Below are 13,397 nucleotides of genomic sequence, written 5' to 3' on the forward strand. Positions count from 1 at the left end.
TTTAAAGGCTTTCAATCTCTTTTACAGCTTTTATTTCAAACTCTTTTTTGCCAAGCCCTTTCCATATTTCAAGTGCTCTTATAAAATACTCTTTTGCTTTTTGTTTTTCACCCATATTTTTATAGAATATGCCAAGAGTCTCCATATCAAGAGCTATTTTTTCTGGTATTGCCAGTTCTTTATCAATTTCAAGTGCTTTCAGGAAATATTGCCCTGCCAATGCGTTATCTTTATCTAAATAAACATGCCCAAGAAGTCTTAATGAATTAGCTTCTTCAATTCTATTTGTTTTCTGATTTATTATCAGAGCTTGATTGAGTAATTTTTCTGCCTCCTCATATTCATGCTGTTTGATTTTAAGTCTTGCAATAAGATTTAATGATTTTATTCTAATATTGGTGAAATTAGAAAAGCTTAGTTTTCTCAATAGTTGTTCAACATTTTCATTCAGCAGAAAACCTATTCTTGCTTTCTCAAAATTTAGCTCTTCAAGAGTATCTTCAGGTAAAAATGCTCTATTAGAAAGCTCAGTTGCTGAATCAATAAGTTTTTTGGCTTCTTCTATCTGCCCAGTTGAGGTATAAAGCCTTGAGAGACTTATTAAAACTATCACAGTCGCATTATCATCCTGAATTATACGAGATTTTTTAAGAGCTTCATGATATAAACTTTCTGCTCTTTCAGATTGTCCTTTTTCAAAGGCTTTATTTGCCTGTAAAATCAAATTGTTAAGTTCATTTATTCTATATGGCTGTTCCAGAGGAGGTTTGTAACATCCATGCATCAGAGTTAAACAGACGATTGCAATAAGACTAATCAAAATTGATACAGGTCTTGGTTTGTGTAATCTTTTTTTATGGTTCATAACTATCGGACTCTAAAGGCTTGATTTCTTGTTTTTTAATCCCTTCTCTTATGGGCCAAAGTCCTTTTATACTCTGAAGTATCTCATCAGCATCCTGCATACTTTTTTTTGTTTGCTCAATAATAACTGGTATGTCCTTTTTTGTCGCTGATTTAATTGTAGTTGCTGTTTCATTTAGCTCTTTTGAGAGTTTTTGTAAAGATTTGATAAGTTCTGTGAGTTCTTCAATAGTTTTTTCTGTTTTTTGAGTTATCTGCGGAGTTTTGCTGTTAAGCTCTTTAAGAAGTGCATTAAGTTCTTCAGTTGTATTTATTAAATTTTTGGAGATTTTTTCAATATTTTCAAGACTTTTCTTAACACTGCCTTGTGGTTCATTGACGTAATTTATTGTCTCTTTTATTCCTTTGAGAATTTCTGAAATCTCTCCTTTCAGCTCTGCTGCTATTTCCTCAATTCCTGCTTGTCTAAAAAACTTTATTGCTTCTCCAGATTTAAGAGGTTGTCCTTTGCCAGGTAATATCTCAATATAAGACTCACCTATAAAACCTTCCTTTGTAAGCACTGCTACAGAACCTTCTCTAAACCATTTTGCATGAGACTGCTCTATGGAAAGAATAATTTTCACAGTGCCGTCATCCTGTAAGTTCATATTTTTAAGCCTCCCTATCTTAAAACCTGAAACCTTAACAGGCATTCCATTGTAAAGTCCTGTAGCTTTTGTTGTTATGAAATAAAAATCTTCTGTTTTTATAAACATTCCTCTCTGTTTCCCAATAAAAAAAAGAAGAATGATGATTCCAATAAGAGCTATTGCAATAAATAGAAAAATTTTTCCTTTAAGGAAAACAAATCTCGGATCTGTTTCTTTAATTTTCTGCATTTTTAATTATATTTGCTTTCTCAATTAATAAGCCTTCTTTTTCTGAACCAAGAATATATAGAATAGTAGCTTTATCTCTTAACTTTTCTATCTTTTCAGTAAGCCATTTTTTTTCTGATTCTTCAAGCCCATCAAATGGATACTCAAAAATAATAATCTCAGGCATCATTAAAAAAGCTCTTGCAATCCCGATAAGCCTTTTTTCAAACTTTGTAAGTTGGGATATACTGCACATTGGTTCTCTTTTAAATGCAAGTTCTTTTAGAATTTCAACTCCCCTTTTAGTAATACTTTCCTCATCAGCAATTTTATGATAAAGAGCAGGAAGCATAAGATTTTCCCATGTCTTTAAATTACTTATAAGACCTCCTGTTTTAAAAACTATACTGATTTTTTTTCTTAGTTCAAAAAGCTCGTCTCTTGTAAGCTCATTAAGTCTTCGTCCCATTAAAATTACTTCTCCTCTATTAGGGCTTTTTATGCCTGTAACTATTTTTAAAAATTCACTTCCCTGTTCATCTTTTTCAAAGATAAAAACAGTTTTTGAACCTTTTTCAACTTCAAAGTTCATCTGTTTATTAATAAATTCACCAGTTAAGCCGATAACTTTTATCATTCAATAATTTTCGCAATAACATCAATTATAACATCAATTAGAAACAATGAAAAAAGACTTCCTGTGACAGCTTTTGTTGCTCTCTGAGGTATCTCCGTAGGACTTTTCATAACAGAAAGACCCTGCCATATACAGATTAAAGAGATTAAAAAGCCAAAAATCAGTGATTTTAAAAAAGATATTACAATTTCTTTAATAGAAAGATGAAAAACAATTGCGTTCGCATAATCTGAAAAAGGTATTCCGCTCATTAAGGTTGCCAAAAAAACACCTCCAAACATGGCTGTAAGCTGAAAATATATAGACAGAATAACAGCAGAACAAACAACTCCATAAAGCCGTGGTTTTATTAAATAAACTTCAGGTTTTATTCCCATCGCCTCAAGATACTCAATCTCTCTGCCCAGTTTCATTGTTGCAAGTTCTGTTGCAATTGCTGAACCACTCCTTGTAAGAATTATGAGTCCTGTAAAAAATGGCCCGATTTCTTTTAAAACCAGCCATAAAAGTATTTTACCAATCATATTACTTGAGCCTGTTCCAGCTATTGAAGCCGTCTGAAGAACTATTATTAAACCTATAAGTAATCCTGAAATTGTTACTGCAGGAACTGCCTGAATTCCTGTAAAGTAAATTTGTCTTAAAAAAACTTCTGTAACAGGTGACATTAGTTTCTTTTTGCTTTTATTTTGAATACAAAATCATAATTAAGTATATCTTCCCATTTATAACCTTTAAGAGTTGAGCGAGTATCGTCAACATCTCCATAAGGATTACCCGGGATATAAAACCAGTTCATTATTACATCTCCTGAATATCTAAGAACAATCCAGTATCTTCCTTTGTTTATCTTTATTTTATCAGGAAATGTAAAGTCAACCCAGTAATAACCTGGTTTTCTCTGAATATTTTCAAGAAATACAGGATTTGATCTGAATCCTTTAAATCCTGGTTTCCCTTCTTCATCATAAATCAAATCAATATAAATAGTGCCATCCCCACCAAATTTTCTCATTGCAAGAGATATTTTCTCAATCTCCAAGAATTCATCAATTCTGAATGCTTGAGCATAGATATATCTTGAAGTAACATACTCTGCGGTTTCTTTATCCAGAATTTTTATCGCTCTATCACCAGAGACCTGATAAAGTTCAACAAGATTAGGGAAATCCATATTACCAAACTCAAAAACTTTCTCTTTTGGCAAAGAAGGAGCAGGTGGTGGAAGAGGTTTTTCAGGCATAGGAGGTTTTTCAACCATCTCCTTTTTAATAACTAATTTATTACTTAAAAGATATGATTTCGGTGCGGCTTCAGATGCTTTTGGTGATATATGAATACTGTCAGAAATAAACTTTGCATTAATTGTTTCACTGAATGGAGGCAGATATGGATAAGCCCTCCATGTGTCATTAACTTCATCTGACTCAAGAGCATGGGTTTGCTTTATATGTCTTGTTGAGGTAAACTGCTTTGACTGCTGAGGATCATAGCTCAACCATCCAAGATCGGGAAAATAAATCTCTATCCAGGCATGTCCTCCTTGTCCCATGCTCTGCACAAGGAAACTTTTACCAAGAGGAATCTTCCATTGTTCTTTAAGGGTTATCCCCCCCACAACTCTTGCAGGAATTCCAGAAGCTCTAAGAAGTGCGATTGCAATGTGAGCAAAGTTCTGACAGTTGCCTTTCCCTGTTTTAAGTGTCCACAAAGCATCAAACTGTGGTGGATTGTATGTGTATTTTACATTGTCAACAACCCAGTTAAGAATTCTCGTAACCGCTTCATACTCTGTCTGAGAATTTTTTGTAAGTTCTCTGGCAAGCTTTATAATATCAGGATGCTCTGATTGAACAAGTTCTGTTGATTTAAGAAAAAATTTTTCAGATTCAGGAATGTTTTTTAATGGGAACTCTGAAGTAGAAGTTTCTGCTCTTAATTCTGAACCAACAGAGGCTTCAAAGGTAACAGTCACTTTTACCGATTTTGTGAGATTTTTCCAGCTTGCAACTGCCCAATGATTTCCATAAATATCAGTTACTTTTTGAAATTGCTCTGGTTTTGGTTCAATTTTTATATCAAGATTATAGATTTTCTGTGAGACGAACTTATTTGAAAAATCCTTCGGAAGAGCGAATCTGAAACTTAAAGTTTCAAGGGACTGAGGCACAGCAAAATCCATTTGCTGGGTCACTTTTATCTTACTGTAAAGACTGCCTTCCAGAATAAGAGTTTTGGGAAAAGCAGTATAAGCGGTTAAAAGAGAGCAAAAAATTATTATTAAATATATCAAAATCTTTAGTTTTTTCATTGAATTTCAATTTTAAGGGCAGGACTGAGCCTGCCCTTTTTTAGTTAATCACATACATTATTTGTGCATCTTCCGCTACAGCACTGGCCGCTGGATGTGCACCACCATCCAGAGGGTGTGCAGGGTTTTGCAGAAATCATGTTCTCCATTTTTCCATCAACATTCATTGCAAGGCAGTAGTCAACTTTTTGAAAAGCGGTAGAATTATCCTTATTCTGAGCCACTGCAAAACCAACAACCAAAAATGCAAAAAGCAGGACAATAATGAGATATAGTTTTTTTCTCATTTTAAAACCTCCTTAGAGTTATATAAGCTCCTCAAGGAGCTCCACTAAATTGTATATATAGTGAGAAAAGTTTTCAAGGTAATTTTCACATTATTTTGTTTCCACTTTAAGCATTGTCTCATAAAACTCTGATGCCTTACTCTGTCCTTTCTGAACAATCTGAACACCTCTTGTTTTATTCTCTACTTCTTCAAGCCTCGTCTTTATCTTGTAAACCCCTCCTGCTTCCTCAAGCTCAACACTGCCAAGCTCACCTGTGCTTGCATAAACAATAACATTCTCTTCACCAAATGGTGGTGTTACTTCAAGCTCAAATCTGTCAGGACCTGAAGGTATTTCATAGATGACTCCTCCCTGAAAGTAGTTATCTTTTCTGTAAGGATTGGGAAGAATCTGGACAAGACTTCCATCTGCCTGCCTGTAAACAATCCTTGCATAAAAGGGCTTATTTCCTCTTAGAAAAACCTTTATCTTCTCTCCCGCCTTATACTCCCTTTTTTCTGTCCATATTTGAACCTTAAGGGGTGCTGAAGGGTCATCAAGAGAAACTGCCCCTGATATCTTTTTCATAGCAGTCTCATCAGGAATTACCTCTGCCTTAATCTTTACTTTGTAACAATCACCAACCTTTGGGGGTTCACTGTCCCATATACCTTTCTGCTCAATAATTCTTACCTTTGCATTTGCATAGGCATTTACTATGTCTTTTTGCAGTTCAAAATCTTTAACCTGAGTTTCTGCCTGAATATAAGTTGATACCTGCTCAATTGCCTTTCTTTTAGCATCCTGAAGTGCTGTCTCTTCAGTCTGCCTTTTTGTCCTGTCTTCACCCATGCAAGCATAACCTTCTGATTCTGTGATTGCAGACTGGGATGCATAGACAGTAGAAGCTAAAATTAAAATTAATAATGCAATATAAAAAATTTTTTTCATGAACATCTTTAACACTTAACTTTGTATGCTACACATTTACCGCTTTTGTCAGGACAGCATCTTTCACACCAGTGCTGCCCATTTTTGTCACAACAGCAAACTCTCTCATAACATCCATTTGGCTGAAGATTCCAAGGTGCGCAGTTTGCTGAAGCTGCAAGTAGAATATTTTCTGAACTAATATTGCATGAACCTGATGACTCAGTGGGTTTAGTTAATGATAAGCTTGAAGAAGCAAAAGCAAATACAAGCCCGATTAAAAAAATTGATAATACTAACCTTTTCATCTTAATCTCCTATTTTTGTTTCTTTTTCTTTAATTTCACTAATTTTAGCAGTATTCTCCTCTATCTTAAATAAAACAACTGTTAATTCAAGAAAAACTCTTGACCATATTATACCCAGAAGAGCAATCAATGGCGCTAAAACTATCTGCAGAAACCCTGCACCAGGTGAATATTTCATAGTGCTTACACCACCTATTAAAAGCATTAAACCAATAAGTCCTGAACCGATGATTGCAAGAATATAGAGAAGTTTGATTATTTTTACAGTGATAAAACTTTTAAATGATAAATCAAAAAGCTGTGCAAAAAAGCCTTTTTCTGTCTCCATAAATCCTCCTTTTTTATTTATTTATCAATCTTTCCATTAAAAACCTAACCTGCCTGTCCTCAGGGTTTAGCCTTAAAACTTCTTCAAAAACTTTTTTTGCTTCATCTTCCCTGCCAGCTTGATAGTAAATCAAACCCAATGACTTCTGCAAAGTTGAATCTTTTGGAAATTTTTCCACCCCCTCTCTAAGATATTTCAATGTTTTTTCTTCTTCCTTCATTTCCTGATAGCAGATGGCAAGATAATAATAAATCTCTGGAGTAGGTTGAGCTTTCAGAGCTTCCTCAAAAAGTGTTACTGCCTTACCATAGTTTCTCTGCCTAAAGTATTCTCCTGCCTCAATTACAAACTCTGTTGCTTTTCTCTGCCTTTCTTCCTGAGAAAGTTTTGCATAGGGATTTGTAATCGGATTTACAAGTTTTCCTTCAGGTAGTTTGGCATCATAAACACTGCTTATTTGAATGTTCCTAAGCCTCATTTCATCGCTATTTATTGAACCAAAGTAATTTGGAGCAATTTTTAAAAATGTTTCTGAATAAATATTAAGATTATTATCGTAGATGTTATTATCTCTTATCTCGCCTGAAAATCCAATAATTTTAATGCCTGTTTCATTCTGGAACAGACTGTTAAGATAAATTATTGAATTTGTTTTGACAAGTTCAATCCCTGTTTTATTTCCTGAAATTGTTAAATTTTTAATGGAAGGTGACGGTATTCCTAATACTGAAATTCCTTTGTCATTATCAGAAATTATTCCATTTTCAATAACGCCTCCTGAAGAATTCAAACTTATCCCTGTTTCAGCATTTTTAATTCTAAATCCGTTCATTTCTATATATCCGCCTTCTAACACGATTCCCTTCCACTTTTTATTACCAACGGGGACAAATTCAACAGGAAAATCCTTTGCATTTATGACAATTTTCCCTTCCACTTTAAGTTGAGCATTTTCATCAAACATTAATCTTGTCTCAGGCTCAATTGTAAGAGTTAATCCCTTAGGAATCCACAGGCTATTTTTTACAATATAGTTGCCTGAAAGAACTGTATCCTTTTCAATACTTCCTGAAATTATCTGAGGCTCTTTTGCAGTAAGAAATGCTTTTTTTGCATCCTGTATCTCTGACTCATTACCAGCAGTATCATAGGCAACAACTCTGTAGTAATAAACCTTTCCATACTCTACGGTTTTATCTTCAACGAAATTAAACTCTGTTGTTGTAATCTCTTTAAATCCACTTAAAGGCTGTTCACTTCTTAAAACTCTGTATCCTTTAAGATCAGGAACATTTTTCAGAGCCTGCCAGCTTATCTCAATCCTGTCATGAAAACCCTTTGCTCTTAATCCTGTTACCTGAGGCGGCGGGGTAGTATCAATCGTTACAAATCCGCTTACATCAATCCATTGAGTGTCATAACCTCCAGGTTTTCTTAAAGATACAATTATCGGTGCTTCTTTTACATTATCTCCGGGCATAACCACATACTCACCAATATAGATTCCGGGCTGTGTTTCTTTCATTGGGACGCCTTTCTTAAAATTACCAATATCAAAGGTAGCAACCATTCCTCTGTCACCTTCTGCTCCGACCTGTATTACCTTGCCTTTACCAAAAGGTGAATCTTTCGCATTTGTGAGAACCTCTTTAATTACAGGTCTTTGTTCAATAAGTCCTTCAGGAGATGGGATTTTTTCATTGAATTTGTAACAGAGTTCATTGAGCATTCTTACCTGCTGAATGTCTCGTATGTTCATTGCAGTAGATATTGCTGTCATGACTGCACTCAAAGGAGAAAGAGGCACTCCACCTTCATGATATCTTACTGAATCCTTTAGCCTGAAGACTTCTTTCCCTGTTTTTGTGTTTATCATCCACACTTCAGCTTCAATTCCAAGCTGAGAGTAAGCAACTGCATAGATTTTTTTATAATCTATAACTTTTCCATAAATCAATCCATCACATCCTAAGGCTTCGCATATATCTTTTGGTGGAATTTCAAGAATGCTTTTACCTGAGCTTTTTTCAAGCTGAATTATTTTTTCATCAACCACAGTGAGTTCAATGTCTCTGTAGGGTTTTGAGCTAAAGTGATTGTAAAAAGCTTTTCTTACCTGATTTGCAATCCCCATCTCTTCTGTTTTGTTTTCAAAGGGAAGAATTGCAACAGTCTTTGGAAGCTCTTCATCAGAGATTTTTGACTCAGGGGTTTCTTTTTTAATTTCGGGCAAGGTGGCACAGGAAGCAATAAACAGGAGAATTGCCAAAAGGAAGAAAGACTTCTTCATAATTTACTCCTTAGGCTTTTTTCAAATTATAATGTTTTACTTAAATGATTTCAAGGTAATTTTCACATTTTTTAAAAAATCGGGCTGATTTGTTCAGCCCGATTGAAATTTACATGAATGGTAATGTATCGTCACCTTCTCGCAAAACTTTTGTGAATGGAATTATTTTGTCTCAACCCATCCTGTTACGGTTGTATACTTTATAAATGGACCGTTGAGCACTTTAACTTTTACGTAATCTTTGGTCATTTCAAAGTTTTTGTTCAACATACCTGTGCTGTCATCTGCTCCACCCTTTTTATAAACAAACCATTGATGTTTTGAAAAATCGTATACAGCAACCTCATGAAGCCCGGCTGCAAGGGCAAAATTGTCATTAATCTGGTTAACATATCCTTCAACTTTGTGACGGGTTATGGTGGTCATTTTGTAAAATTGCCATTTTTTTAATGCATTATCATATACTGATGCTCCTTTGAATCCGTATTTTAGAGTCATGGTTTTGCTTGATATTGGCTTGAAAGCTGGCAAACCAACATCTGAGGAATCCTGTGCCATTAATGAAAAACTTCCTGTTAAGATAAAAAATCCAATCAAGATTAAAATTAAGCCTTTGTGTTTCATTTTTTTCTCCTTTTTTTATTATTGCATACACTGAATGCTAAGAAACCTGATTTTCCCATCTCTTGTTGCCCACCCAGCACCTTCAGCTCCTACAAAGTCTATATAAACAGGTTTCGGATAAAGAGTCATCAAATCAAATGTATAGGTATACCACTGTCCTTTTGGAACTTTTGTTCCGTATGCAGTGATGCTTGGAGATACAGGATCAGCATAATAAAACCCATGCCAGAACATTCTTCTTGCTGTATCATTCGGATTTTCACTTAAAAAATTGTGCACAACTCCATTGGCATCTGTGTACGCCATAAAAACTGCAACAGGTGCTTCTCTTCCTTGCCATCCTGTTCCTGTAAGCGTCTGATAGTCTGCCTTTACAGTAGCGGTGAGAATAAGAGATTTACATGTGGAGACACTGACATTTAATTTCTGCATGATTCCTATCCTGTGATTTCCTGATGTGCTTCTAAATCTTATACCATCTGGTTCTGATATAACCTCACCTTTACCATTAGAAGGTTTATACCATTCATGTATAGTCCATCCTGAAAGAGCCTTTAGTTGAGTGTTATTTATTAATTCCTTTTTTGTTATCTCAGGTTTCTTATCAGTTGGAGTTCCAGTTGAATCTTGTGGAGGCTTTTGAGGAGGTGGTGAAACTCCCATACATTTTTTTAGCAAATTTTCCTGATGTTGAAGATCATTATTAATAGAAGTTCCAAGAGTTTCTTTACAGCGGTTGTAATGCCTATTGTAATCGTATTCAAGTAACTGGGATGTCATACTTAATTTTTGTCTACAGTTGTTGGCAATCCATTGCTGAGTATTTTGAGCTGCTTTTGCTGCATATGCTCTACAAGCACTTTCAAGTTCTCCACCGCTAAGAGGTTTCACAGCCATACTGTTTTGAGGATAAACTAACAGCAAAAATAACATAAAGAGACAAATTTTGATACAAATTTTAAAAGTTCGGAAGATTTCCATTTCTTTCTCCTTTTATAAATTTTTGAGGCTTCTTACAATATAGTGAATCACTGATAATTGTAAGAAAATTAAAATTCCCTATCCTTAAAATCATCCATATTTTAACTCTTAATCAATCATCTTAAATAAAATTTGCCTTTTAACTTTTCAATATCTGGAGTAATATTCGGACTTTGATTTATATTTAAACGTTTAGCTTCGTCCTCTACCAGAGGCTTTATATATTGATAGATGTCCACTATAGCTTTTTTGCCTTCTTTCAATGCTTTCAGAAAATAGTATGTGAATATCCCGTGTCCTAACTCTGGAGAAGATGTGCTTATTTGATTGCCTTGAGAGGCTGAAATAACAACCATATTTTTTGATATCATAGGCATATCTGACATGATCACAAGAGGTCGTGCACCTTTTGCAAGCACGCTTCTACCGCCTATCCCTGAAAAACACGAGTCAAGAACCACAATCACCTCTGTAGCCCTTAATTTAGCAAGTTTCTCATAAAGTCTTTTTAATGAATACCCTGTTACATCAAGATAATTAGGGTCTCCATCATAAGGCACTATATAGGCATCTCCTGTTTTTGGCTCAGGTGCACCATGTCCTGAGTAATAAATGAAAACTTTACTATCAGCCTTTACATGATTTGGAAGCCATGCTTCTATAGCTTTTTCAATACCTGATTTTGTTGCCTTTTCATTTATAAGAACCTCTATATTTCTTTCTTGAAAACCCAAAGCTTTAAGATAGTTTCTTATAAGTTTTGCATCGCTACTTGAAAAATCCGATTTTGGCAAATCTTGATATTCTTCAATACCAACTATAACAGCAATATCATTTGGTCTTGATTTTACTTTAAACTCTGGCACAGGTTCTATTTCTGAAGTAGCAGGCTTTATCTGTGATTTATATGTTATTTTCTTATCAGTCTCCTTTTGAGGCTGTGACATAATCTTCTTACCTTTATCTTCTGGGGAAACATACTGAACTTGTAATTGAGCACCCGTAGGATCTTTAAATTCATACATGCTGCATCCAGCAAACACAAAAGCATAAGAAAAAATGAAAATAAATATTCTGAATCTACTAAACATTTATATCACTCCTCTTTAATATTCCAGAGTTTTGATTATCTCTGGTATAGCCTGTTGCATAGCAGATTGCAATGCTTTTTTTAAAGAAATCCCTTTTGTTTCTGCTGAACCCATTACAGACCTTTCATCACCTTTTGCCATAACATTGATTATTTTTACTTTAACGCCATTTTTCCATATTTCTACTGTGAATTGAATATCACTAATTGCACCAACAGTCCAGAATCCTACATCTTGATCAACAAATACTCTCAAAAGAGTTAAATCAATACCATTGGGAACATCGTCAGGTAATTCTATAACAGGCATAACTGTGTATCCAGCAAAAGAAAGTTCTTGTATAAGAGCTTTTACTATCCAGTCACCTATATCATTACTTGTTATAACATCTGCTGTTTTCATACCATAGGTATTTTTCACTGTCCCGATAATTATTTCTCCAGAAGGTTTCTTGCTAAGACCTGTGTTATCTTTAGGTTTTGCAATATATACTTCCCCTGTTCCACCTTTTGCATTAACAGTTCTTTCATAAGTCAAATCAACTCTCTGATCAACAAAAGCACAGCCTGTAAATAAAATAGCTCCTGTTAAAATAATAGCTATTGTTTTTAACATAAACATACCTCCGCTTTAATAATCCAAATTCAAGCTATTTGCATGTTATTTTTTCTTTATTCTATAAACCACTGTTGCTTCTGTCCATTCATCTGGTTCAAGCTGATTGAGTCTTCTTATAAGATCGCTTATCATTCCTGTGGATTTTGCATCGTAAACCTGAAACATGCCTTCTTGAAAACCAAGAGAAATAAGATTTTCCTTCTTCTTTGTAGCTATAATCTTGATGCTTTCTTCTGCAACATTACCGTTAAAATCAGGTAATAACATTGCCCTAAGTTTTATTGATTCACTCGGGAAACTATAAATCTCTTGCCCTCTGATAAAATTGTCTTTCATAATTGAATTAGGTAGTAGCAATGTTACAGAACCATCAGCAGCAATTGAAAATATATATACATAACAGTCTTTGTTTGCCTGATAGAATATTTTCACTTCATCGCCTTCTTTTAAATCCGCTTTTGAAAGAGAAAGTTTAACAGATAATCCATGTTCCTTTTCAGGATATATAGGCTCAACAAATGCTCTAAGGCTCACTTTATAAATGTTTCTATCCTTCTCATCCCAGCCTTCTTTTATAATTTCAACTTTATTGATTTTTCCTCTTACAGAGGCATAAATAAGGTCTTCTGCAAGCTGGCTGTTTGAAACTATAGTATGGGACTTTAAGAATACACCAACTGCCTGTTCAATTGCTTTTCTTTGTGCATCTGCCTTTGCTCTTGCTATAACCTCTTTCGGAGTATCTATTTCACTCATATATGCTTCACCCGTTGCCTCAACCCAGACAGACTTTTCTGAAGCATAAGAGAAGGACATTAAAAATAAAGCTACGAAGGCAAAGAGAAAAAGCGAGGATGTTAGCAAAAGGAAATTTTTAAAAGAAAACTGTTTCATAATGGAATTATACCTGATTTTTAAAAAATTCAAGACTTTTTTCTGATTTAAGCCTACCTTTAAAATTATTTTAATCTCCTCCTTCTGCCAACTATAAAATAAGATAAAGATAGAATAATCGGGATCAAGCCAAATAGAAACTCTAAAGAAGCACTGGAGTCAGAAAGTTTTTTTACCAATATCCCTATCATTCCTATCATTATGGCAGCAAGAATAATAACTATCCAGATTACCTTTTCATTTTCTTTGAATTTCCCTGTAACTACATCAATGAAGGCAAAAACAGAAAGAATTATTCCTATACCTATTGCTCCTGCGTCAACAGATGCTAACACAATCCAGAGTATTATACCTATAAGAATGAAAAATATTATCTTCATAAACTTACTCAT

16 protein-coding genes are annotated in these 13,397 nt (G+C 34.4%); all 16 read right to left on the reverse strand.

Annotated elements, in window-relative coordinates; genetic code table 11:
- Position 1: 1 nt before the first annotated feature.
- The 16 genes from THEYE_RS09355 to THEYE_RS09430 all read right to left on the reverse strand — a co-directional run bounded on the left by THEYE_RS09355 (position 2) and on the right by THEYE_RS09430 (position 13,397).
- Positions 2-865, reverse strand: coding sequence for a tetratricopeptide repeat protein (locus tag THEYE_RS09355; RefSeq protein ID WP_012545926.1), 864 nt, complete (start codon positions 863-865; stop codon positions 2-4).
- On the reverse strand, positions 855-1,745 hold the full coding sequence (locus tag THEYE_RS09360) for an MlaD family protein (RefSeq protein WP_012546869.1): 891 nt from the start codon (positions 1,743-1,745) through the stop codon (positions 855-857). Before THEYE_RS09360 ends, THEYE_RS09355 begins: the two co-directional genes overlap by 11 nt.
- On the reverse strand, positions 1,732-2,361 hold the full coding sequence (locus tag THEYE_RS09365; protein ID WP_012546346.1) for an ATP-binding cassette domain-containing protein: 630 nt from the start codon (positions 2,359-2,361) through the stop codon (positions 1,732-1,734). Before THEYE_RS09365 ends, THEYE_RS09360 begins: the two co-directional genes overlap by 14 nt.
- Complete coding sequence (locus THEYE_RS09370) at positions 2,358-3,029, reverse strand: ABC transporter permease (RefSeq protein ID WP_012545061.1); 672 nt, start codon at positions 3,027-3,029, stop codon at positions 2,358-2,360. The genes THEYE_RS09365 and THEYE_RS09370 overlap by 4 nt, the downstream gene beginning before the upstream one ends.
- Positions 3,029-4,672, reverse strand: coding sequence for a transglutaminase-like domain-containing protein (locus THEYE_RS09375; protein WP_012546350.1), 1,644 nt, complete (start codon positions 4,670-4,672; stop codon positions 3,029-3,031). Before THEYE_RS09375 ends, THEYE_RS09370 begins: the two co-directional genes overlap by 1 nt.
- 44 nt (positions 4,673-4,716) lie before the next feature.
- Positions 4,717-4,959: a LapA family protein gene (locus THEYE_RS09380; RefSeq protein ID WP_012545183.1), complete on the reverse strand. Its 243-nt coding sequence runs from the start codon at positions 4,957-4,959 to the stop codon at positions 4,717-4,719.
- A gap of 90 nt (positions 4,960-5,049) precedes the next feature.
- Positions 5,050-5,892: a DUF4384 domain-containing protein gene (locus THEYE_RS09385; protein ID WP_012546601.1), complete on the reverse strand. Its 843-nt coding sequence runs from the start codon at positions 5,890-5,892 to the stop codon at positions 5,050-5,052.
- Between the two features lie 8 nt (positions 5,893-5,900).
- Positions 5,901-6,179 carry a hypothetical protein gene (locus tag THEYE_RS09390; protein ID WP_012545522.1) on the reverse strand — a complete coding sequence of 93 codons (279 nt, stop codon included), beginning with the start codon at positions 6,177-6,179 and terminating at the stop codon, positions 5,901-5,903.
- A 1-nt stretch (position 6,180) separates the two neighbouring features.
- Positions 6,181-6,507: a DUF4282 domain-containing protein gene (locus THEYE_RS09395; RefSeq protein WP_012546872.1), complete on the reverse strand. Its 327-nt coding sequence runs from the start codon at positions 6,505-6,507 to the stop codon at positions 6,181-6,183.
- 13 nt (positions 6,508-6,520) lie between these two features.
- A complete protein-coding gene (locus tag THEYE_RS09400; protein WP_012545518.1) occupies positions 6,521-8,797 on the reverse strand; it encodes a GNA1162 family protein in 2,277 nt (758 codons plus the stop codon).
- Positions 8,798-8,959: 162 nt separating this feature from the next.
- Positions 8,960-9,421, reverse strand: coding sequence for a hypothetical protein (locus tag THEYE_RS09405; RefSeq protein ID WP_012546827.1), 462 nt, complete (start codon positions 9,419-9,421; stop codon positions 8,960-8,962).
- 18 nt (positions 9,422-9,439) lie between these two features.
- Positions 9,440-10,312, reverse strand: a complete 873-nt coding sequence (locus tag THEYE_RS09410; RefSeq protein ID WP_164924873.1) for a hypothetical protein — start codon at positions 10,310-10,312, stop codon at positions 9,440-9,442.
- A gap of 206 nt (positions 10,313-10,518) precedes the next feature.
- The gene (locus tag THEYE_RS09415) at positions 10,519-11,493 is read right to left on the reverse strand and encodes a caspase family protein (RefSeq protein ID WP_012545144.1); all 975 of its coding nucleotides are present in this window, start codon (positions 11,491-11,493) and stop codon (positions 10,519-10,521) included.
- Between the two features lie 15 nt (positions 11,494-11,508).
- Positions 11,509-12,108, reverse strand: a complete 600-nt coding sequence (locus tag THEYE_RS09420) for a lipoprotein (protein WP_012546278.1) — start codon at positions 12,106-12,108, stop codon at positions 11,509-11,511.
- A gap of 45 nt (positions 12,109-12,153) precedes the next feature.
- Positions 12,154-13,005 (reverse strand): DUF4384 domain-containing protein, encoded by an 852-nt coding sequence (locus THEYE_RS09425; protein ID WP_012545313.1) that lies wholly within the window; start codon positions 13,003-13,005, stop codon positions 12,154-12,156.
- A gap of 65 nt (positions 13,006-13,070) precedes the next feature.
- Positions 13,071-13,397 (reverse strand): hypothetical protein, encoded by a 327-nt coding sequence (locus THEYE_RS09430; RefSeq protein ID WP_012545589.1) that lies wholly within the window; start codon positions 13,395-13,397, stop codon positions 13,071-13,073.

The organism is Thermodesulfovibrio yellowstonii DSM 11347 (genome assembly GCF_000020985.1).
Lineage (GTDB): Bacteria > Nitrospirota > Thermodesulfovibrionia > Thermodesulfovibrionales > Thermodesulfovibrionaceae > Thermodesulfovibrio > Thermodesulfovibrio yellowstonii.